At 63.0% G+C, this 20,174-nt stretch carries 21 protein-coding genes; 15 read left to right on the top strand and 6 right to left on the bottom strand.

The genetic code is table 11. The features are described 5' to 3' along the window. Positions 1-12 precede the first annotated feature (12 nt). The 5 genes from Q8O96_RS29970 to Q8O96_RS29990 are packed head-to-tail and all read left to right on the top strand — an operon-like array spanning position 13 to position 5,114. Complete coding sequence (locus Q8O96_RS29970; protein ID WP_243433955.1) at positions 13-885, top strand: PepSY domain-containing protein; 873 nt, start codon at positions 13-15, stop codon at positions 883-885. Beyond that, positions 872-2,005, top strand: coding sequence for an ABC transporter substrate-binding protein (locus tag Q8O96_RS29975; RefSeq protein WP_115580319.1), 1,134 nt, complete (start codon positions 872-874; stop codon positions 2,003-2,005). The genes Q8O96_RS29970 and Q8O96_RS29975 overlap by 14 nt, the downstream gene beginning before the upstream one ends. Next, on the top strand, positions 2,002-3,069 hold the full coding sequence (locus Q8O96_RS29980) for an iron ABC transporter permease (protein WP_207166078.1): 1,068 nt from the start codon (positions 2,002-2,004) through the stop codon (positions 3,067-3,069). Before Q8O96_RS29975 ends, Q8O96_RS29980 begins: the two co-directional genes overlap by 4 nt. Then, complete coding sequence (locus tag Q8O96_RS29985; RefSeq protein ID WP_305949999.1) at positions 3,066-3,896, top strand: ABC transporter ATP-binding protein; 831 nt, start codon at positions 3,066-3,068, stop codon at positions 3,894-3,896. The genes Q8O96_RS29980 and Q8O96_RS29985 overlap by 4 nt, the downstream gene beginning before the upstream one ends. 3 nt (positions 3,897-3,899) lie before the next feature. Beyond that, positions 3,900-5,114: an MFS transporter gene (locus Q8O96_RS29990; protein ID WP_305950000.1), complete on the top strand. Its 1,215-nt coding sequence runs from the start codon at positions 3,900-3,902 to the stop codon at positions 5,112-5,114. Positions 5,115-5,420: 306 nt separating this feature from the next. On the opposite strand, the gene Q8O96_RS29995 is transcribed toward Q8O96_RS29990, so the two are convergent. The 5 genes from Q8O96_RS29995 to Q8O96_RS30015 form a co-directional block, all read right to left on the bottom strand. After that, positions 5,421-6,599, bottom strand: coding sequence for a sugar transporter (locus tag Q8O96_RS29995; RefSeq protein ID WP_102863094.1), 1,179 nt, complete (start codon positions 6,597-6,599; stop codon positions 5,421-5,423). Positions 6,600-6,759: 160 nt separating this feature from the next. Next, complete coding sequence (locus Q8O96_RS30000; protein WP_207816567.1) at positions 6,760-7,356, bottom strand: TetR/AcrR family transcriptional regulator; 597 nt, start codon at positions 7,354-7,356, stop codon at positions 6,760-6,762. Positions 7,357-7,498: 142 nt separating this feature from the next. Continuing rightward, a complete protein-coding gene (locus tag Q8O96_RS30005; RefSeq protein ID WP_102863092.1) occupies positions 7,499-8,386 on the bottom strand; it encodes an alpha/beta fold hydrolase in 888 nt (295 codons plus the stop codon). A gap of 22 nt (positions 8,387-8,408) precedes the next feature. After that, the gene (locus tag Q8O96_RS30010; RefSeq protein WP_305950001.1) at positions 8,409-9,464 is read right to left on the bottom strand and encodes a sugar phosphate isomerase/epimerase; all 1,056 of its coding nucleotides are present in this window, start codon (positions 9,462-9,464) and stop codon (positions 8,409-8,411) included. 11 nt (positions 9,465-9,475) lie between these two features. After that, positions 9,476-9,643, bottom strand: a complete 168-nt coding sequence (locus Q8O96_RS30015; RefSeq protein ID WP_305950002.1) for a hypothetical protein — start codon at positions 9,641-9,643, stop codon at positions 9,476-9,478. A gap of 289 nt (positions 9,644-9,932) precedes the next feature. Between Q8O96_RS30015 and Q8O96_RS30020 the strand changes: the two genes are divergently transcribed. From Q8O96_RS30020 to Q8O96_RS30030, 3 genes are all read left to right on the top strand, one after another. Continuing rightward, positions 9,933-10,916, top strand: coding sequence for a DUF1852 domain-containing protein (locus tag Q8O96_RS30020; RefSeq protein ID WP_102863090.1), 984 nt, complete (start codon positions 9,933-9,935; stop codon positions 10,914-10,916). A gap of 27 nt (positions 10,917-10,943) precedes the next feature. Further along, complete coding sequence (locus Q8O96_RS30025) at positions 10,944-11,978, top strand: methionine synthase (protein WP_180988562.1); 1,035 nt, start codon at positions 10,944-10,946, stop codon at positions 11,976-11,978. Between the two features lie 113 nt (positions 11,979-12,091). Then, positions 12,092-12,601, top strand: a complete 510-nt coding sequence (locus Q8O96_RS30030) for a flavin reductase family protein (protein ID WP_305950003.1) — start codon at positions 12,092-12,094, stop codon at positions 12,599-12,601. 142 nt (positions 12,602-12,743) lie between these two features. Here Q8O96_RS30030 and Q8O96_RS30035 read toward each other — a convergent pair whose 3' ends face one another. Beyond that, entirely contained in the window at positions 12,744-13,214 is a 471-nt protein-coding gene (locus Q8O96_RS30035; protein ID WP_102863087.1) for an Lrp/AsnC family transcriptional regulator, read from the bottom strand. Between the two features lie 124 nt (positions 13,215-13,338). Between Q8O96_RS30035 and Q8O96_RS30040 the strand changes: the two genes are divergently transcribed. The 7 genes from Q8O96_RS30040 to Q8O96_RS30070 all read left to right on the top strand — a co-directional run. Continuing rightward, positions 13,339-14,598 (top strand): methionine gamma-lyase, encoded by a 1,260-nt coding sequence (locus Q8O96_RS30040; protein ID WP_115582412.1) that lies wholly within the window; start codon positions 13,339-13,341, stop codon positions 14,596-14,598. A 135-nt stretch (positions 14,599-14,733) separates the two neighbouring features. Further along, positions 14,734-15,867 carry a branched-chain amino acid ABC transporter substrate-binding protein gene (locus tag Q8O96_RS30045; protein ID WP_102863086.1) on the top strand — a complete coding sequence of 378 codons (1,134 nt, stop codon included), beginning with the start codon at positions 14,734-14,736 and terminating at the stop codon, positions 15,865-15,867. Between the two features lie 598 nt (positions 15,868-16,465). Then, entirely contained in the window at positions 16,466-17,011 is a 546-nt protein-coding gene (locus Q8O96_RS30050) for a phage tail protein (RefSeq protein ID WP_102863085.1), read from the top strand. A 35-nt stretch (positions 17,012-17,046) separates the two neighbouring features. Next, positions 17,047-17,622: a phage tail protein gene (locus Q8O96_RS30055; RefSeq protein WP_305950004.1), complete on the top strand. Its 576-nt coding sequence runs from the start codon at positions 17,047-17,049 to the stop codon at positions 17,620-17,622. A gap of 29 nt (positions 17,623-17,651) precedes the next feature. Next, positions 17,652-18,203, top strand: a complete 552-nt coding sequence (locus Q8O96_RS30060) for a phage tail protein (protein WP_115580324.1) — start codon at positions 17,652-17,654, stop codon at positions 18,201-18,203. Next, the gene (locus tag Q8O96_RS30065; protein WP_305950005.1) at positions 18,200-18,736 is read left to right on the top strand and encodes a GNAT family N-acetyltransferase; all 537 of its coding nucleotides are present in this window, start codon (positions 18,200-18,202) and stop codon (positions 18,734-18,736) included. The genes Q8O96_RS30060 and Q8O96_RS30065 overlap by 4 nt, the downstream gene beginning before the upstream one ends. A gap of 118 nt (positions 18,737-18,854) precedes the next feature. Further along, the coding region (locus Q8O96_RS30070; protein ID WP_305950006.1) for a putative Ig domain-containing protein at positions 18,855-20,174 on the top strand (1,320 nt) is incomplete at its 3' end.

A 20,174-nucleotide genomic window follows, 5' to 3' on the forward strand; every position in this document is an offset into this window, starting at 1 on the left:
CCGATGCTGCCCATGCGTGAACTCTGGCTGCGGCTGCATCGCTGGCTGGCCCTGAGCCTGGGGCTGCTCCTGGCGTTGTTGGGCCTGAGCGGCGCCTTGCTGGAGCTCAAGGGCCCGATCCTGCGCTGGGAGGTCGGTGCAGCGATGCTGCAACTGGCCCCCGGCGAGCACGGCACGCGGCTGGAACAGGACGCCTGGATCAGGGCCGCCTCCGACGCCTACCCGCAGTTGCACAAGGTCTTCGGCGCAGCCCCTCCGCGCCAGGGCTTTCTCGAATCGGACAACGTGATCGTCTTCGGCGCCCTCAAGGAGCGTCCCGGCACCGGCATCGCCATGATCGATCCCTACAACGGCGCGCCCCGGGGCTTCTTCGTCTTCGAGGACCTGTGGCTGGCCAAGCTGGTGGCGCTGCACCGCAGCCTGCTGTTGCCGCGGGCCTTGGGCTCGACCCTGGTGCTGCTGTGCGGCCTGGTGCTGCTGGGCTCGCTGGGCAGCGGCCTGTACCTGTGGTGGCCGGGCCGCCGCAGCTGGTGGAAAGCCGCCAGCCTGCGCCCCGGTAGCCAGGGCCCCCGGCGCCTGCGCGAATGGCACAACCTGGCCGCCGCGTGGCTGTGCCTGCCGCTGCTGCTGATTGCCGGCAGCGGTGCCTGGCTGGCGCGCCCGGAGCTGTTTGGCTGGCTCACAGCCACGCCGATGGCGGTCAAGCCGCTGTTTTCCGCCGCCCACGGCCATCTGCTGCTGGGGGCTCCCGGCGCCTGGCTGGGGTTTGTCTGCGGCCTTTCATTACCCCTGCTGTACATCACCGGCCTGCTGTTGTGGTGGCGCAAGCGCGTCGCCCGCCGGGCCGTTCAATCGTTCAAGGAAACCTTACATGACACACCGTGATTTCTTGCGCCGCGCCCAGCGCGGGCTCTTGCTCGGCCTGCTGCCCCTGGGCCTGCTGTGGGCCGCCACGGCCAGCGCCGCGACCCTCACCGATCTGGCCGGACGCCAGGTCCAGGTGCCGGACAAGGTCGAACACATCCTCCTGGGGGAAGGCCGGATGATCTATTCCCTGTCGCTGCTCGAAGGCCAGAATCCCTTCGCCCGTCTCGCCGGTTGGCAAGGGGACTTTCGCGGCCTCGACGTGCAGGGCTACGAGGCCTACCACAAGGCTTTCCCCGAGGCGGACAAGGTGCCGCTGGTAGGCGGCACGTCCGCCGAAACCTTCAGCGTCGAAAAGGCCCTGGCGGTGCACCCGGACCTGGCGATCATGGCCCTGAGCGGCGGCCACGGGCCCAGCCCCGACAGCGAAGCGGTGCAGCAGCTGGAAGCGGCTGGAGTGGCGGTGATCTTCGTCGACTTCAGCGACCATCCCCTGAGCAACACCGTGCCCAGCATGCGCCTGCTGGGGCAGGCCCTGGGCCGTGAACAGCAGGCCGAGGCGTTCATCGCCTTCTACCAGCAGTCCCTGGCCCGGGTCAGCGACACCCTGGCCAAGGCCGGCAAGGTCCAGCAGCCGAAGATCTTCATCGACATGCTCGCCGGCTTGCAGGATTGCTGCGGCTCCCCGGGCACCGGCAACTTCGGCGAAATGATCAAGCTGGCCGGCGGGCGCAACATCGCCGACGGGCGCATTCCCGGGCCCATTGGCGTGCTCAACGTGGAGTACATCCTTTCCAGCGATCCGGATGTGTACGTCGCCACCGGGGTCTTCGCTGCCGGCCAGGGCGGCGTGACCCTGGGTTATTCCGCCACCCTGCAACAGGCCCGGGACAGCCTGCGCCAGGCCGCCCAGCGCCCGCCGCTGAACGAGCTGCGAGCAGTGCGCGAGGGCAATGTGCATGGCCTGTGGCACATTTTCTACGACTCGCCGGAGCACCTGATCGCGGTCCAGGCCCTGGCCAAGTGGCTGCACCCGGAGCTGTTCAAGGACCTGGACCCGGACCAGACCCGCCGCGAGCTGTACCAGCGCTTCATGCCGATTCCCGCCAGCGGCGTGTTCGCCACGAGCCTGCAACCATGACCCAGGCTGCCACCGACGTGCAGGAGCGCGTTGCCTCAGGGCATTACCAAAAACGTCATGGCCGCCGGGTGCTGCTGTTGTCCGGGCTGGCTCTGGCCTTGCTGCTGTCCCTGGCCCTGGACATCACCACCGGGCCTTCGGGCATGAGCCTTTCGCGCCTGCTGCAGGTGCTCTGGGACCCGGGCTCGATGCCCCGGGTCGAGGCGGTGATCGTGTGGAACGTGCGCCTGCCCTACGCGCTGATGGCGGTGCTGGTGGGCGCGGCCCTGGCCCTGGCCGGAGCGGAGATGCAGACCGTGCTCGACAACCCGCTGGCCAGCCCCTTCACCCTCGGCGTGTCCGCCGCCGCGGCCTTCGGTGCGGCCCTGGCGATTGTCCTGGGCCTGGGCCTTCCCGGGGTGCCGGCGCAGTATCTGATCTCGGCCAACGCCTTCCTGTTTGCCCTGGCCTCGGTGGCCTTGCTCTACCTGCTGGCACGCTGGCGTGGCTTCGGCGTGGAAAGCCTGGTGCTGTTCGGCATCGCCCTGGTGTTCGCCTTCAACGCCCTGGTGGCCCTGCTGCAATTCGTCGCCACCCAGGACAGCCTGCAGCAACTGGTGTTCTGGACCCTGGGCAGCCTGGCCCGGGCCTCCTGGGAAAAGCTCGCCCTGCTGGCCCTGGCCCTGGCCCTGTGCCTGCCGTTTTCCCTGCGCCAGAGCTGGGCCCTGACCGCCCTGACCCTGGGCGAGGAACGGGCCCGCAGCTTCGGCATCGATGTCGGCCGCCTGCGCCTGCTGGCGTTGCTGCGCATCAGCCTGCTGTCGGCCCTGGCGGTGTCCTTTGTCGGCACCATCGGCTTTATCGGCCTGATCGCCCCGCACATCGCCCGCCTGCTGGTGGGCGAAGACCATCGGCTGTTCCTGCCGGCCAGCGTGCTCAGCGGCGGGCTGATCCTGTCCATGGCCTCCATCGCCAGCAAGGCCCTGATCCCCGGGGTGCTGGTGCCGGTGGGCATCGTCACCGCCCTGGTGGGCATTCCGTTTTTCATGGCCATCGTCATGCGCAACCGTCGAGGTGTCCTGTGAGCCTTAACGCCCCCTCCACGCCCGGGCTGTGCACAGCCGGCCTGAACATGCATTACGGCAGCCACCAGGTACTGCGCGACGTGAGCCTGCCGCCCCTGGCCCCCGGCAGCCTGACCGCGCTGATCGGCCCCAACGCGGCGGGCAAATCGACCCTGCTGCGGGGCATCGCCGGGTTGCAGAAAACCAGCGGGCAGGTGCTGCTCGATGGCGTCGACCTCAACCGCCTGCCCCAGGTCGAGCGCGCGCAGCACATCGTCTACCTGCCCCAGAGCCTGCCGGAACGCACCCGCCTGTGCGCCTTCGAAGCGGTGCTCAGTGCAGCCATGGCCGGGCATCGCGGTGCCGGCTTCGCCCCCGGCCGACCCAGCGCCGCGGTGCTGCACGGGGTCGAACAGGTGTTGCGGGACCTGGACCTCACCGCCCTGGCCGACCGTCCCATCGATGCCCTCTCTGGCGGCCAGCGCCAGTTGGTGGGGCTGGCCCAGGCCCTGGTGCGCCGGCCTCGGGTACTGCTGCTGGACGAACCCACCAGCGCCCTGGACCTGTACCACCAGTGCCAGGTGGTGGAGGCCATTACCCGGGCCACCCGCGAACGCCAGTTGATCACCCTGGTGGTGGTCCACGACATCAACCTGGCCCTGGGTTTCAGCCAGCAGGTGGTGATCCTGCACAACGGCCGTCTGGCCGCCGCCGGACCGGCCCTGGAGGTGATCAACCAACAGCTGCTGCGCGACGTCTATGGCGTCGACGGCCGCCTGGAGCAGGTGCGCGGTCGACCGCTGGTGATGGTCGACGGCCGCCTGCCCTCTCACTCAGCCCTGGGATAAATCATGAGCAACATGCAACAGCTGCCCTTCGACACCCTGGAAACGCCCCAGGCCGCCCCGGCCTTCAACCTGCGTCCACTGCTGCTGGCCAACCTGGCTTGCACCATGGCGATGATGGCCTTTGTCTCGCTGATCGGTCCCATTGCGCGGATTCTCGGCCTGGCCACCTGGCAAGCAGGCATGGCGGTGACCGTTTCCGGGGTGATCTGGATGCTCCTGGCCCGGCCCTGGGGCCGGGCCAGTGACCGCCTGGGCCGACGGCAGATCCTGCTGCTGGGCACCGGCGGCTTCACCCTGGCCTTTCTCGCCCTGAGCCTATTCATCGACCTGGCGCTGCACGCCTTGCCCTCGGCCATCCTGGCCTTTGCCGGGCTGCTGCTGGGACGCGGCCTGATCGGGGTGTTCTACGCGGCGATTCCGGTGGGCGGCTACGCGCTGATCGCCGACAACATCGAGCCCGAGCACCGGGCTCGGGCCATGGCCTCGCTGGGGGCGGCCAACGCCTGCGGCCTGGTTCTGGGCCCGGCGATTGCCGCGCTGCTGGCCCGCTACAGCCTGAGCCTGCCGTTCTATGTGCTGGCGCTGCTGCCGCTGCTGGGCTTCGCCTTGCTCAAGGCGCGGCTGCCGCGCCAGGAGTTGCACCTCAAGCAACCGCCCAAGTCGGTGAGCCTGACGGACCCGCGCCTGCGCCGGCCGCTGCTGGTGGCGTTCGTCTCGATGCTGTGCGTGGCCATGGCGCAGATCACCGTCGGCTTCTTCGCCCTCGACCGCCTGGGCATGGGTCCGGCGGAGGCGGCGCAGACCGCCGGTGTCGCCCTGACCCTGGTGGGGCTGGCGTTGATTGCCTCGCAACTGCTGGTGCGCAAGCTGGAGTGGCCGCCACTGCGGATGATCCGCGTCGGCGCCCTGGTGGCCGCAATGGGCTTTGCCGCGAGCATCCTCGCCGCTCACGCCTGGGTGCTGTGGCTGGGGTTCTTTGTCTCGGCCGCCGGCATGGGCTGGATCTTCCCCTCCTTTGCCGCCCTGGCCAGCAACGCAGTGGACGCTGCCGAGCAAGGCGCCACTGCCGGCTCCGTCGGCGCGGCCCAGGGCCTGGGGGTGGTGGTCGGGCCCTTGGCGGGCACCCTGATCTACGCGGTGGAGCCGCGCCTGCCCTACCTGCTGGCGGCGCTGCTGCTGGTGCTGGTGGCCTGCTGGCCCGAAGCCCGACGCCGCTGACCTTGGCGGGCGGACGGCGCGCATGCTCGACATCGCCCCACTGTAGCCGCTGTCGAGCCTCTGGCGAGGCTGCGCGAAGGTCCGCAGGACCTTGCTTGGCGATCGACCGCCGAACCTCCGGCGCCTGCAAGGCCGCCGCGTCTCCTGCGGAGCCGTTCGCAGCCTGCGGCAGCGGCTACACAACCCCGCTGTAACCCGGGGCTGCGCAAAGGTCCGCAGGACCTTGCCTGGCGATCTCCCGCCGAGCCTCTGGCGGTCTCAAGACTTTGCGTCTCCTGCGGAGCCGTTCGCAGCCTGCGGCAGCGGCTACACGTTGCTGCGGGCCATGCGCCGCAGGGCCAGGCTGTAGAGCAGCAAGGCCAGGCCCGCCAGGGCGCCGCCCGCCAGCCCGACATAGGCAAAGCCCAACTGTCCGCCGACCCAGCTGCCCAGCAACGCACCACCGCCGATGCCGATGTTGTAGATCCCGGAGAACATCGCCATCGCCACGTCGGTGGCGTCCGACGCCAGCACCAGCACCTTGGATTGCAGGGCCAGGCCGAAGCCCATGATCGCCATGCCCCAGACCACGCTCAGCGCCACCAGGGACCAGACATGGCCGTTGAGGGGCAACAGCAGGCTCAGGCACAGCGCCAGCAGGGTCACCGCCGTCAGCAGGAAGCCCTGGGGGCTGTGGCGGTGCAGCCAGCTGAACAGCAGCGAGCCGATGATCCCGGCACCGCCAAACACCAGCAGGATCAGGGTCACCACATCGCCCCCCAGGCCCGCCGCTACCTTGATGAACGGCTCGATGTAGCTGTAGGCGGTGAATTGCGCGGTGACCACCAGGGCCGTCAGCCCATAGATCGCCACCAGCGCCGGGCGTTTGAACAGCAGCGGCAGGCTGCGCAGGGAGCCGGAGTTCTGGCTGGGCAGCAGCGGCAAGGTACGGATCAACCACAGCACCAGCAAGCCGGCCATCGCCGCGATCACGCCGAAGGTGGTACGCCAGCCCAGGGCTTCGCCCAGCAGACGCCCCAGAGGAATGCCCAGGACCATGGCCAGGGAAGTGCCGGTGGCCAGCAGGCCCAGTGCCTGCACTTGCTTGCCCGGCGGCGCCAGGCGCACCGCCAGTGACGCCGTGATGGACCAGAACAGGGCATGGGCCAGGGCCACGCCGATGCGGCTGAGCATCAACAGGCCGAAGCTGTTGGCCAGGCTGGACAGCACATGGCTGACGATGAACAGCCCGAACAGCACCGTGAGCAACCGGCGCCGCTCGACGTTGCGGGTCAGCAGCATCACCGGCAGCGAGGTCAGGGACACGATCCAGGCGTAGATGGTCAGCATCAGCCCGACCCGCGCGGTAGGCAGGTCGAAGCTGGCGCCGATGGCGCTGAGCAGCCCCACCGGCACGAATTCCGTCGTGTTGAAGACAAAGGCCGCCAGCGCCAACGCGATGACCGGCTGCCAGTTACCTTGAGGTGTAGCCGCGGAGTTGCTCATGGGCGGGTCGTAATACTCTATCGATGATCGAACAGGTCCAGGACCCGATAAAAATGCACAACCCGGGCCAGGAACCATGACCGGGGGCTGCCCGCTTGCGCAGCTGGCGCACGGTGTCGCTGCCTGTTTTTTTGCGCGACACAGGCTGGCAGGCGCCTGGTCAGTTGCCCTGCGCCGCCTCGAAGACCGTCATGGCCAGCGTCACCCCTTTGAGCAGGCGCGCCTGGGTGACCCCGTCCCGGGCCTGTACCGACAGCCCGTGCAGCACCGTAGAGTAATAATCCCCCAGGGAAGTTGCATCGGTGTGTGCCGGCAGTTCGCCGGACTGCACCGCCGCTTCCAGGCGCTGGATGATGCTGGCGGTACGGGCCCGGCGATGCTCGGCCAGCCACTCACGCACGCCGTCGTTGTCACTGGAGCAGTTCACCGCCGAGGACACCACCATGCAGCCCTGGGGATGACCGGCCCGGGTGTAGAGCGCCACCGCCTCTTTGAGCATGCGCTCGATGGCGACATAGGCGCTGGCTTCGCCCAGGGCCTGGTCGGCAAAACCGCCCTCGTGGCTTTCATAGAGTTCGATGGCCTCGCGAAACAGCGCCTCCTTGGAACCGAAGGCGGCGTAGATCCGCGCCGAGGCGATCCCCAGGGCCGCCACCAGATCGGCCATGGAAGTGGTTTCAAATCCACGGGCCCAGAACAGCTCAAGCGCTTGGCGCAACGCCTGGTTGCGATCGAATTCGCGGGGTCTTCCAGCCATGGGGGTCGGGTATCTCGTCAGGACAAGGAAACTGACCGGCAGGGGCCGGTCAGTGGGTTGGCGCAAGGCGCCGCGACGAAATGATATTAGATTTGCACCGGCCCCGGCCATTTTCCATGGCCCGGGACCGCCTGCCCTTTGTTCAGTCGGCGCCCTCCTGAAGAAAGGGCAGCAGGTGAGCGAGGAACTCCTCGGGCGCCTCTTCCATGATGAAGTGCCCGCAGTCGGGCACGATGGCGCCGCGCAGATCCGTGGCGTGCCCCTGCAGGGTCAGCAAGGGTGCATCGTTGGTGGCGTGCTCGGCGCCAATGGCCAGCACCGGCATTGCCAGCGGTCGCTGCGCGCGCAACTGATTCTGGCGCACGGTCTCGGGAATCGCCCGGTAGTAGGCAAAGCCCGCACGCAGGCCGCCCGGCGCGGCGTACGCCTCGATATAGACCTCGGCGGCCACCGCCTCGCGGCGATGGGACCAGTGATCGAATATGTAATTCAGGTAGGCCCGCTCGCGTCCGGCGATCAAGGCTTCCGGCAAGTCCCGCAGCTGGTTGAACATGAAGTGCCAGAGAAAGATGTTCTGCTCTGGCGCGACGAAGATCGGCGGCGCCGCCGCCAGCCCCGGGATCACCGCTTCGGTCAGCGCCAGGCGCTCCACCGCCTGCGGATGATCGCTGGCCAGGGCGTAGGCGATCCACATGCCGACGTCGTGGCCGACCACGCTGTAGCGCTCGAAGCCCAACTGCCCCATCACCTGGTGCAGCACCCCGGCCACATGGCCGGTGTCGTAGCCCTGCTCCGGGCGGTCGGACTGGCCGCTGCCCGGCGGGTCCACGGCAATGGCCTGGAAGCCTCGGGCGGCCAGGGCCTGGATCACTTCGCGCCAGGCGTACCAGGTCTGCGGCCAGCCGGGAATCAGCAGCACCGGCCGGCCTGTGCCGGCGCTGACACAGTGGATGCGCTGGCCGTCGATGCGCACATAGCGATGGGTCAGGCCGCCAGTGTCGGCCTGGGTGTTGTCGGTGAATGCAGTCATGGGGGTTCTCTTGATGAAGGGTTCAGGCAATGCCGAGCATGCGGTTGATCTGTTGGCGGTCGATCCCGGCCCCGGCGAAGTCGTCGAAGATCCGCTCGGTGACCTGGATCATGTGGCGGTTGATGAATTCGGCACCTTCCCGGGCGCCGTCCTCCTGATCCTTGAGGCAGCACTCCCACTCCAGGGTCGCCCAGCCCGGGTAGTCGTATTGCGCCAGCTTGGCAAAGATCCCCTTGAAGTCGACCTGGCCGTCGCCCAGGGAACGGAAGCGCCCGGCCCGCTCGACCCAGGAGCTGTAGCCGCCGTAGATGCCCTGGCGGCCGCTGGGATTGAACTCGGCATCCTTGACGTGAAACATGCGGATGCGCTCGTGGTAGATGTCCAGGTAACTCAGGTAGTCCAACTGCTGCAGCACGAAGTGGCTGGGGTCGAAGAGGATGTTGCAGCGCGGGTGACGGTCGACCAATTCATAGAAGCGTTCGAAGCTGGTGCCATCGTGCAGGTCCTCGCTGGGGTGGATCTCGTAGCACAGGTTGACCCCCTGCTCGTCGCACAGATCGAGGATCGGCCGCCAGCGTCGAGCCAGTTCCTCGAAAGCGGCCTCGATCAAACCTTCTGGACGTTGCGGAAAGGGAAACAGATAGGGCCAGGCCAGGGACCCGGAAAAGGTGCCCATGTCACCGAGCCCCAGGCGGCGCGAGGCCTTGGCCGCCAGCTTCATCTGCTCTATGGCCCAGGCCGTTCTGGCTTGGGGATTGCCCCGCAGCGCCTGGGGCGCGAAGTTGTCGCACATTGCGTCGTAGGCCGGATGCACTGCCACCAGCTGGCCGAAGATATGACTGGTCAGCTCACTGATCACCAGACCCTTTTGTGCCAACTGACCCTTGAGGTCATCGCAGTAATCCTGGCTGTCCGCCGCGGTGGCGACGTCGAACAGACGCGCATCCCAGGCAGGAATCTGCAGTGCCTTGAAACCCAGATCAGCAGCCCACTGGGCGATGCCCGACAGGCTGTTGAAGGGGGCGGTATCGGCACTGAACTGTGCCAGGTGCAGGCTGGGGCCCTTGAGGGTTTTCATCGCATTGCTCTCTATTTTTTGTTGGTCGACAAAGAATAGGGAGCCGCTGTTGCCACGTCAATCATCGGTGTGCAGAAAAATGCTTTGGGGACGGGCTGATCACCGGTAGCAACTGGCTTGCCAGGGATGGTGCCGTTCTGCAAACGCGAACGCGCCGGGTACATGAACGGGAAACGCATGGCGCTTCTCCACACACTCGCCAGCTCGCACACTTTCAGTTGTTTGTTTCGCCTATCAATGAATCCTGCGGGCAATAGACTTGTACAACTGAATGAACAGCACATCATGAATGTGACTAAAGACTCAGTGAAATCAATTCATTTCCTCTCAATTAATAGTCCAGCATAAAATGCAGCTCAATGATCGATAGCTTAGAAACACCACTAAGCAAAAGAACCTAGCAATAACATTGGAAAGTACAGAGAACCGATAAATAAATTCAGGTTCCATCTCGGAAACCAGGACGCCATGAACAAAGAGCTTACATTTACCATCAAAAGCATTTGCTTCGACGAAAACTATCACCCCTCCGAAAATACACGTATCACTACCAACTTCGCCAACTTGGCCCGTGGCAAAAGCCGCCAAGACAACTTGCGCAACACGTTGAAAATGATTGACAACCGCTTCAATGCCTTGGCGCATTGGGACAACCCCAAAGGCGATCGTTACGCTGTCGAACTTGAAATCGTTTCCGTTGAAATGGACATTGACACTGCAAACAGTGGCAACGCCATCCCTTTGATTGAAATACTGAAAACGAACATTTTCGACCGAAAGACCAATGAACGCCTGGAAGGCATTGTCGGAAACAACTTCTCCTCTTACGTACGAGATTATGACTTTAGCGTTCTGTTATTGAACCACAACAAGGACCAGCCAGAATTCAGCACTCCCGACAACTTTGGAGAGCTGCATGGGAAGCTGTTCAAGCACTTCATCCACTCAAGCGCCTACAAGGAAAACTTTAACAAACCACCGGTTATTTGCCTGAGTGTTTCCAGCAGCCGAACCTATCATCGAACTGAGAACCAGCACCCTGTCTTGGGCTTTGAATACCAGCAGGATGAATACTCTCTAACCGATGAGTACTTCAAGAAGATGGGATTGAAGGTTCGCTACTTCATGCCTGCGAACAGCGTTGCGCCTTTGGCTTTCTACTTCGTCGGTGACTTGCTCAGTGACTACACCAATCTTGAGTTGATCAGCACCATCAGCACGATGGACACCTTCCAGAAGATTTACCGCCCTGAAATCTACAATGCCAATTCTGCAGCAGGAAAATCCTATCAACCCAGTCTGAAGCACCAGGATTACTCACTGACTCGTATTGTTTATGACCGAGAGGAACGTAGCCGCCTGGCTATTGAGCAGGGGCAGTTTGTTGAGGAGAACTTCATCAAGCCGTACCAGGCCATCCTTGAGCAGTGGTCCGCCCATTGCGCTCTTTGACTCATTGAAATCACAAGGCCATTGATGATGAAAAAACTGTTACCCACCTCAACTGCCGGCAGCTTGCCTAAACCCTCCTGGCTTGCACAACCTGAAACACTATGGTCGCCCTGGAAGTTGCAAGACGAGGAATTGGTCGAGGGCAAACACGATGCTTTACGTTTGTCACTGCAGGAACAGCAACAGGCCGGTATTGATATCGTCAGTGATGGCGAACAAACACGCCAACACTTTGTCACTACCTTTATTGAACACCTCAGCGGCGTTGATTTCGCGAAACGTGAAACCGTTAGGATTCGTGATCGCTATGATGCGAGCGTGCCAACGGTGGTGGGTGCTGTTGCTCGGCAAAAACCGGTATTTGTTGAAGATGCCAAGTTTTTACGTCAGCAAACCAAACAACCCATAAAATGGGCGCTGCCAGGCCCCATGACCATGATCGACACGCTTTATGACAGCCATTATAAAAGTCGCGAAAAACTGGCTTGGGAATTCGCCAAGATCCTCAATCAGGAAGCCCGAGAGTTAGAGGCTGCCGGTGTGGACATCATCCAGTTTGATGAGCCCGCCTTTAACGTTTTCTTTGATGAGGTGAATGATTGGGGAGTGGCCACTCTGGAAAGGGCCATTGAAGGCCTCAAGTGTGAAACGGCGGTCCATATTTGCTATGGCTACGGCATCAAGGCCAACACCGATTGGAAAAAGACTCTGGGATCAGAGTGGCGACAATATGAAGAGGCTTTCCCCAAGCTGCAAAAATCCAGTATCGATATAGTCTCGCTGGAATGTCACAACTCTCATGTCCCAATGGATCTCATTGAACTCATCAGAGGCAAAAAAGTGATGGTCGGAGCCATCGACGTGGCATCCAACACCATTGAAACACCAGAGGAAGTGGCCAATACCCTACGCAAGGCACTGCAGTTCGTAGAGGCCGACAAACTCTATCCATGCACCAACTGTGGCATGGCGCCACTAGCTCGCGAAGTGGCAAGAGGCAAGCTAAAGGCATTAAGCGCTGGTGCAGACATTATCCGAAGAGAACTCTCGAACCCGTGCTGAGCTGAAGCCGGCAATGCTGTGCGGGAGGATTGAAGCAGTGGATTAAAAAGTTACCGGGCTGCTTCAGGCCCTCCTCGACACTTTCGAGCAGCACCCGATATTTAGGACCCTCCATGTCACTTCCCAGAACGGCTATCGAGCCATTGAGCTTTCGCGAAGCGCTCGGGCACTACGCATCCGGTATCACGGTGATTACCTCGCAGATTGCTGGCGAGCCGATCGGCTTTACCTGCCAGTCGTTTTATAGCGTGTCGATGAGCCCGCCACTGGTGTCATTCAGCGTCATGTCCGGCTCGGCCAGCTATCCCAGGATTCGCCAGGCAGGTCGATTCGCGGTCAATATCCTGTCCGGTGAGCAGGTCAGGATTTCCAACCAGTTCGCTCGTAAAGGCACGGACAAGTGGCATGGCGTCCAATGGCAGGAATCGCCGCTGGGGAATCCGATCATTGCCGGCAGCCTGCATTGGCTGGATTGTGAAATTCACGCCGAACACGCCGCAGGTGATCACCTGATCGTGATTGGTGAAGTGAAAGCGTTGAACCTGCAACAAGCGTCGGCTGCGCAGCCACTGCTGTATTTCAAAGGGCAGTATTGCAACCTCGCAGCCCATGGCTCGTTTTGAAGCCTTGAGCTGCGCGGTGCTCTTTCGCTGAGGGCCTGTTGCAGGCCACTGGCTTGCTGGCGAAGCAGACAGACGCCGTTGCCGCGGCCTCTTGGCGATAGTGCCGAACCACGATAGCCGCCAAACGTCCGCACCTCCCTCATTACTCTTGTACCGGAATCTGCCGCAACGGCTTCACCGACTTGAAGGAAAAGCTCGAGTAGATTTCCTTTACCGCCGGCAGGGTCTGCAGCACCTCTCGGGCAAATTCGCCGAAGGACTCCAGGTCCTTGGCCAGCACCTCGAGAAGAAAGTCATAGCGCCCGGAGACGTTGTGGCAGGCGATGATTTCCGGGATTTCCAGCAGCCGCTGCTCGAAAGCCCGAGCCGTCTCCCGGGAGTGGGACTCCATCATCACGCTGACAAAGGCAGTGACCCCATAGCCCAGCGCCTTGGGCGAGAGGATCGCCTGGTAGCCGGTGATCACCCCACTCTCTTCCAGCAACTTGACCCGGCGCCAGCACGGCGAGGTGGTGAGGGCCACGCTGTCCGCCAGCTCGGCATTGGTCAGCCGGGCATTGTCTTGCAGGGCAATCAGCAGGGCTTTGTCCGTACGATCCAGGCTCTGGGGCATGTTTTGCCTCTTTATCTTGTTTTTATGATGTTTTATTCCAATCAAGTGCTTTTTTTGGAGCTAGATTAGAATTTATTGCGCCGGATTTGAGCATAGCATTAGGGAAAATCCGAGAGTGTTCACCATGAACAATAAAAACAGTGACCTTGGTTTTTCCACCCGAGCCATCCACCACGGCTATAACCCTCAGGAGCATCAGGGCGCGCTGATTCCACCGATCTACCTGACCTCCACCTTTACCTTCGCCACCGCCGAATATGGCGCTGGCTGCTTTGCCGGCGAACAACCCGGCTACTTCTACACCCGCATCGGCAACCCGACCCTGGCGTTGCTGGAAGCGCGCATGGCAGCCCTGGAAAATGGCGAAGCTGCAGTGGCCTTCGGTTCCGGCATGGGCGCCATTGCCGCCACCCTGTGGACCCTGCTGCGCCCCACCGACGAAATCATCGTCTGCCGGACCTTGTATGGCTGCACCTTCGCCCTCCTGCACCACGGCCTGGCCGAGTTCGGGGTCAAGGTGCGCCATGTGGACATGAGCGATCTGGGCAACCTGCGGGCCGCCATCAGCCCGGCCACACGCATGATCTATTGCGAGTCCCCGGCCAATCCCAACATGCAACTGGTGGACATTGCCGCCGTGGCCGAAATCGCCCGCCAGCATCCGCGCATCACCTTTGCCGTGGACAACACCTATTGCACCCCTTACCTGCAGCGTCCACTGGAGCTGGGGGCCGATCTGGTGGTGCATTCGGCGACCAAATACCTCAACGGCCACGGCGACATCACCGCCGGTATCGTGGTCACCCGCCAGAGCCTGGCGGAGCGCATTCGCCTGCAGGGCCTGAAGGACCTCACCGGTGCCGTGCTTTCGCCGCAGGACGCCTTTCTCCTGATGCGCGGCCTCAAGACCCTGGCCCTGCGCATGGAGCGCCACTGTAGCAACGCCCAGATCATCGCCGAGTACCTGCAAGAGCATCCGCGGGTGCAGTGGGTCGCCTACCCCGGCCTGCCGTCCTTCGCGCAATACAGCCTGGCGCAACAGCAGATGAAATTGCCCGGCGGCATGCTCGCCTTTGAACTCAAGGGCGGCCTGGCCACCGGTAGCCGCTTCATGAACGCCCTGCAACTGTTCAGTCGTGCAGTGAGCCTGGGGGACGCCGAGTCCCTGGCCCAGCACCCGGCGAGCATGACCCATTCCACCTACACCCCGGAAGAACGGGCCGAACACGGCATCGCCGAAGGCCTGGTGCGCCTGTCGGTGGGCCTGGAAGACGTCGCCGACCTGCTGGCCGATCTCGCCCAGGCCCTGGATGCCTGTGTCGAACCCGCGGCGCCGCTACCGGCCGTCGAGGCCGTGGCCAGGATCGGCAAGGCCCTTCCTTGAGCCGGGTCAACGCCGTTCCGGGCTGCCCGGTCTACAACCCCGAGTTGCCGATGCGCCGCTGCCTGCGGCGCATCATGCATCCAAGCAACACCCGCAACACCCTTTGAATCGTTACCCACAGGAGTGGAACAACCCATGAGTCGTATCAATAACAAAGCCACCCAACTGCTCAGCGCCATGATCCTTGCCGGTCTCGCCTGCCATTCCCTGGCAGCCGACAGCATCCGGATCGGCATCGCCGGGGCCAAGACTGGCCCGGTGGCGCAATACGGTGACATGCAGTTCAGCGGCGCGCGCATGGCCATCGAGCAGATCAACGCCAAGGGTGGCGTCGACGGCAAGCAACTGGTGGCCGTGGAATACGACGACGCCTGCGACCCCAAGCAAGCGGTGGCCGTGGCCAACAAAGTGGTGAATGACGGCGTCAAGTTCGTGGTCGGGCACCTGTGCTCCAGCTCCACTCAGCCGGCATCCGACATCTACGAAGATGAAGGCATCGTGATGATCACCCCTGCAGCCACCAGCCCGGAGCTGACGGCCCGGGGCTACAAGATGGTGTTCCGCACCATCGGCCTGGACAACGCCCAGGGCCCGGCGGCGGCACGCTACATCGCCCAGCTGAAACCGACCAATGTGGCGGTGCTGCACGACAAGCAGCAGTACGGTGAAGGCATCGCCAGCTCGGTCAAGGACATCCTCGGCAAGGAAGGCATCAAGGTCGCGATGTTCGAAGGCATCAACGTCGGCGAGCGCGACTACTCGTCGATCCTGGCCAAGCTCAAGCAGGCCAATGTCGATTTCGTGTACTTCGGCGGCTACCACCCGGAAATGGGCCTTTTACTGCGCCAGGCCAAGGAAAAGGGCCTGACCGCGCGCTTCATGGGCCCTGAAGGCGTAGGCAACGACTCGATCTCGCAGATCGCCAAGGACGCCTCCGAAGGCATGCTGGTGACCCTGCCCAAGTCCTTCGACCAGGACCCGGCCAACAAGGCCCTGGTAGAAGCCTTCGAAGCCAAGAAGGAAAACCCCAGCGGTCCGTTCGTGCTGCCGTCCTACTCGGCCGTGGAAGTGATTGCCGGGGGCATCGCCGCGGCCAAGAGCGAGGACCCGGAGAAAGTCGCCGAGGCGATCCACAAAGGCACCTTCAAGACCCCCACCGGGGACTTGAGCTTCGACGAGAAAGGCGACCTCAAGGACTTCAAGTTCGTGGTCTATGAATGGCATTACGGCAAGCCCAAGAGCGTAGCGGCAGAAAGCGCCGGGCTGTAAGCCGGTAACGGCGCGCCGCTCATCCCCGGGGAGCGGCGTCCCGCTGGCGTCAAAAAAAACAACAACCTCAAACAAAACAGGGTCTTAGAGCAAAAAACTTTACTACTCCGCCCCCCGCAAAAAGAATACCCTACTTATCAACTTGGGAATAACCACCCCACAACAGCAACTAAGACCTGTTACCGCTACACTTCAAGCATGCTGTAAATCCGCCAAAACCCAGACTAGACAACCAATACTTTCGGCGTAGATCGTTAGCACGCTTAGTTACTTGACAATGAACTTACGATTTCGAAAAGCCGAACTCAAAAGCCTGCAACCAGCCTGGACATCCCGCCCTCACCCCGCCCCCGCTGGACATAACGCCCTGAACCGAGCGACAACCAGCAACACTGTGAAAGACTTCCTTCTTGAAATCTCTTAGCCGGAGCGTCAACTACCTGCTAATAGACGAGCCCTCCGTTAATTACCACCAAACAACTTGAAATAACATTTGCACACTAAATTCACTTTTGTTTATTGTGCGCCTACGCACTTGCTAGTCTATTAGTAAGAGACGGATTCCCGGCGTCAAAAACTTGTTCAAGGAGAAAAGAACGTGGATCCTTTTATCGGAGAAATTCGCTTGTTCCCTTGGGGCTGGGCACCTGAGGGTTGGCTCCCTTGCGAGGGCCAGGTTCTACCCATCAACACCAATGTGGCGCTGGCTTCCCTGCTGGGCAAAACCTATGGCGGTGACGGCAGTACGACGTTCGGCCTGCCGGATCTGCGTGGCCGGGTCGCTCTGGGGCAGAACTACAGAGCCTCCACTGTCGATCCGATCATGGATGTGCACGCGCTGGGCACCAAAGGCGGTAGCGAAACCGTGACGATGCCGCAGAACTCGGTGGCCCAGCATAGCCACGCCACGCATGTCTCCAACGATCCGGGCAACGATGACCCGGGCGGCAACATTCCCGCTGTCAGCTCGAACACCAAGGGGGTCCCGGCAAAACCGACCTATACCTCGGCAACCGGCACTCTGATCGCCCTCAACAGCGCGACCGTCACCCCAACGCCAGGCATGCCCATGCCGAATGTGCAGCCCTCCATCGTGGGCTATTTCTGCATTGCTACGACGGGCATCTACCCACCTCGCCAGTAACGGCTGTCTACAGACCCTCAAGCAAGGAAACTGACATGTCTGAAGCTTTCGTCGGAGAAATCCGCATGTTCGCCGGCAACTATGCGCCAGAGAATTGGGCGTTCTGTGACGGATCGCTGCTGCCCATCAGCAACTTCCAGGTCCTCTACTCGTTACTGGGCACCCTGTACGGTGGCAACGGCATCACCAACTTCGGTCTCCCGGACTACCGTGGCCGGCTCCCCGTGGGCCAAGGCACCGGCACCGGACTGACCCCAAGGACGCTAACGCAGAAGTTTGGCGTGGAAACCGTGACCATGAGGCCGGAAAACACTGCCCCCCACACCCATGGCTTTATGGTGAGCGCCCAAGATGCCACCTCGGCAGTCCCATCCCCAGCCGCAACGCCCAATAGCATGACCTTTGGCAAATTCCCGGGCGCGGGGATCATCACCGGGCTGTACAGCGCAGGAACCGGAACATCCACCGCCGTCCCGATGAACCCGCAGTTTCTCGACTCGGCACTGACCCCGAGCGGTGGCGCCGCGACCCCCCACAGCAACCTGATGGGTTCGTTGGCGATCAACTACATCATTTGCCTGGTCGGCCTCTATCCGACCCGACAGCAGTGAACCCCTCACTCAATCTGGAATGACCGATCATGGACGCTTTTACCGGTGAAATCAGACTGTTCCCCTACAACTTCGTCCCGCAAAACTGGGCGTACTGCGATGGCTCGCTCATCACCGTCCAGCAGAATCCGGCCCTCTATTCGGTGATTGGCAACCTGTATGGCGGCACCCCCGGACAGAACTTCAAGCTGCCCAATCTCAACGGGCGCGTGGCCATGGGGGCCGGGCCCGGCCCCGGGCTGACCGACAGGCCAGTTGGCACGGCCCTGGGAGCCGACCGGATAACCATGGTGGCCAGCAACTTCGCCCCGCATACCCATCAGGTGTTGGCCAAGGACGGCAGCGAATCGGCGGCCGCTCTGGATACTCCCAACAACACCGCCTACCTGGCACAACCCCGCAACGTCCGCCTGTACAACAACACCGCACCGACGGCGACAAACCAGACACTGGCGGCCATCACGGTGGGCAACGCCGGTAGTGGCACAACGTCGACGGCCTTGCGCAACACCATGCAACCCTTCCAGACGCTGTCCTACTGCATCTGCCTGGAAGGCGAGTACCCGATCAGAAGCTCATGACTCACATCACCGCTCTCCATTTGCCGGCAGGCAACGTGGCTGTACTGCGCAAGCAGAACAGCCACGACCTGGGATTTCTCCAGGCGCTGTACGCCTCACGCCGCTGGGCCGAAGTCAGTGCAGTGCCTGGCTGGAACGACGCCCAGCGCCGGGCTTTCCTGCACTCCCAGGCCGAGCTGCAACGCCAGCACTATGAAAAGCACTTTCCCGCTGCGGACTTTCTGATCGTCGAGCAGGCCGGCAGCCCGATCGGGCGCCTGTGCGTGCAGTACGCGGCCGACGATGTGCGCATTGTCGATATTGCCCTGCTACCGGACTGGCATGGCCGGGGCATCGGCACCGACTTGCTGCGCACGGTACTGGCCAAGGCCGACGCCCAGCGTCAGACCTGCAGCCTGAGCGTCGAACAGGGCAGCCGTGCTCGCCGGCTGTATGAGCGGCTGGGCTTCCGGGCCGGTGCCGACAGTGGCCTGTACACCCAAATGCAGCGTCCCGCGCGGATGACCGCCCGGGAAGAGATCGACAGTCCCTGAGCATCAAGTAATACCTGCCCCCCAAGGGGCCGGCTGTAGCCGTGCTGTAACCGCTGGACCTTTATCAACACTTACGCTGGACACGACCCTCAAACCGGTCGCAAGGCAGGAAGCCCTCATGAGAACACCACTGACCACGCTAGGTATCCGGCTGACACGCCCGCTGATTTCGCTGTTCCTGCTCCTGGTCATGTTGACCGTGAGCAGCCAGGCAATGGCCGCCGCTCCCGTGATCACCAACCCGGCTACGGGCAGTACCTTGCCCAGCGTGGCAGTGGGCCAGCCCATGAGCATCGTCATCAATTCCGTCGGCGGCGCACAACCACTGGACCAATGGGTGGAGTGCGACGCCAATGACCCGGACTACGACGGCGTGACGCCCTGCCTGCCGCCGGGCCTGATCCTCGATCCGTCACCGGGCAGCTCGAACACCCTACTGCACGGCACTCCCACCACCGCCGGCACCTACACATTCAGCATCACCCTCAATGACGGCCTGAATCAGGGCGGCGTCGCCACCTATACCCTGGTGGTCACCAGCTCCGCGACCCCGACCCTGACCGCCGTCAACCCGAACACCGGCAGCACCGCAGGCGCCACCTCCGTCACCCTCACCGGTACCAACCTAACCGGTGCCACGGCGGTGAGCTTTGGCGGGACAGCCGCCACCGGTTACATCGTCAACAATGCCACCACCATCACCGCCACCACCCCGGCCCACGCCGCGGGTGTGGTTAACGTGGTAGTCACCACCCCAGGGGGCACCGCGACTCTGACCAACGGCTATACCTACAACGTGCCGCCCCCCACCGTCGGCCCGGTCAGCGCCACGGTGGCCGCCAACAGCAGCGCCAACCCAATCACCCTGAGCCTGAGCGGCGGCGCCGCCAGCAGCGTGGCCGTGGACACTGCCGCCAGCCATGGCACCGCCACCGCCAGTGGCACCAGCATCACCTACACCCCGACCGCCGGTTTCTCCGGTTCCGACAGTTTTACCTACACCGCCACCAACGCCAGCGGCACTTCCAGCCCGGCCACCGTGACCATCACCGTCACCGCGCCGACCCTGGCGATAACGCCGACGACACTGCCCGACGGCACTCAGGGCGCAGCCTACAGCCAGACCCTGAGCGCCACCGGCGGCACCGCGCCGTACACCTACGCGATCAGCGCCGGCAGCTTGCCGGCCGGCCTGAGCCTGAACACCAGCACAGGCGTGATCAGCGGCACGCCGAGCAGCAGTGGCACCAGCAACTTGACTGTCACCGCCACTGACGCCAACAGCGCCACCGGTTCCCGCGCCTATAGCCTGGTGATCAACGGCCTGGCGCCGGTGGCCGGCGCCGTCAGCGCCACGGTGGCGGCCAACAGCAGCACCAACCCGATCACTTTGAATATCACCGGCGGCGCTGCCACCAGCGTCGCCGTGGCCAGTGCT

Source organism: Pseudomonas sp. LPH60 (assembly GCF_030718165.1).
Lineage (GTDB): Bacteria > Pseudomonadota > Gammaproteobacteria > Pseudomonadales > Pseudomonadaceae > Aquipseudomonas > Aquipseudomonas danubii.

What these genes read in the sequence shown, in the direction of transcription:
- Q8O96_RS30015 (WP_305950002.1), bottom strand. Translation starts at nt 9,643, where the DNA reads ATGCGTTTCCCGTTCATGTACCCGGCGCGTTCGCGTTTGCAGAACGGC.
- Q8O96_RS30035 (WP_102863087.1), bottom strand. Translation starts at nt 13,214, where the DNA reads ATGCCCCAGAGCCTGGATCGTACGGACAAAGCCCTGCTGATTGCCCTG.
- Q8O96_RS30030 (WP_305950003.1), top strand. Translation starts at nt 12,092, where the DNA reads ATGTCACTTCCCAGAACGGCTATCGAGCCATTGAGCTTTCGCGAAGCG.
- Q8O96_RS29980 (WP_207166078.1), top strand. Translation starts at nt 2,002, where the DNA reads ATGACCCAGGCTGCCACCGACGTGCAGGAGCGCGTTGCCTCAGGGCAT.
- Q8O96_RS30000 (WP_207816567.1), bottom strand. Translation starts at nt 7,356, where the DNA reads ATGGCTGGAAGACCCCGCGAATTCGATCGCAACCAGGCGTTGCGCCAA.
- Q8O96_RS30005 (WP_102863092.1), bottom strand. Translation starts at nt 8,386, where the DNA reads ATGACTGCATTCACCGACAACACCCAGGCCGACACTGGCGGCCTGACC.
- Q8O96_RS30060 (WP_115580324.1), top strand. Translation starts at nt 17,652, where the DNA reads ATGGACGCTTTTACCGGTGAAATCAGACTGTTCCCCTACAACTTCGTC.
- Q8O96_RS30040 (WP_115582412.1), top strand. Translation starts at nt 13,339, where the DNA reads ATGAACAATAAAAACAGTGACCTTGGTTTTTCCACCCGAGCCATCCAC.
- Q8O96_RS30010 (WP_305950001.1), bottom strand. Translation starts at nt 9,464, where the DNA reads ATGAAAACCCTCAAGGGCCCCAGCCTGCACCTGGCACAGTTCAGTGCC.
- Q8O96_RS30025 (WP_180988562.1), top strand. Translation starts at nt 10,944, where the DNA reads ATGAAAAAACTGTTACCCACCTCAACTGCCGGCAGCTTGCCTAAACCC.
- Q8O96_RS30045 (WP_102863086.1), top strand. Translation starts at nt 14,734, where the DNA reads ATGAGTCGTATCAATAACAAAGCCACCCAACTGCTCAGCGCCATGATC.
- Q8O96_RS29995 (WP_102863094.1), bottom strand. Translation starts at nt 6,599, where the DNA reads ATGAGCAACTCCGCGGCTACACCTCAAGGTAACTGGCAGCCGGTCATC.
- Q8O96_RS29990 (WP_305950000.1), top strand. Translation starts at nt 3,900, where the DNA reads ATGAGCAACATGCAACAGCTGCCCTTCGACACCCTGGAAACGCCCCAG.
- Q8O96_RS30065 (WP_305950005.1), top strand. Translation starts at nt 18,200, where the DNA reads ATGACTCACATCACCGCTCTCCATTTGCCGGCAGGCAACGTGGCTGTA.
- Q8O96_RS29975 (WP_115580319.1), top strand. Translation starts at nt 872, where the DNA reads ATGACACACCGTGATTTCTTGCGCCGCGCCCAGCGCGGGCTCTTGCTC.
- Q8O96_RS30020 (WP_102863090.1), top strand. Translation starts at nt 9,933, where the DNA reads ATGAACAAAGAGCTTACATTTACCATCAAAAGCATTTGCTTCGACGAA.
- Q8O96_RS30055 (WP_305950004.1), top strand. Translation starts at nt 17,047, where the DNA reads ATGTCTGAAGCTTTCGTCGGAGAAATCCGCATGTTCGCCGGCAACTAT.
- Q8O96_RS29970 (WP_243433955.1), top strand. Translation starts at nt 13, where the DNA reads ATGCGTGAACTCTGGCTGCGGCTGCATCGCTGGCTGGCCCTGAGCCTG.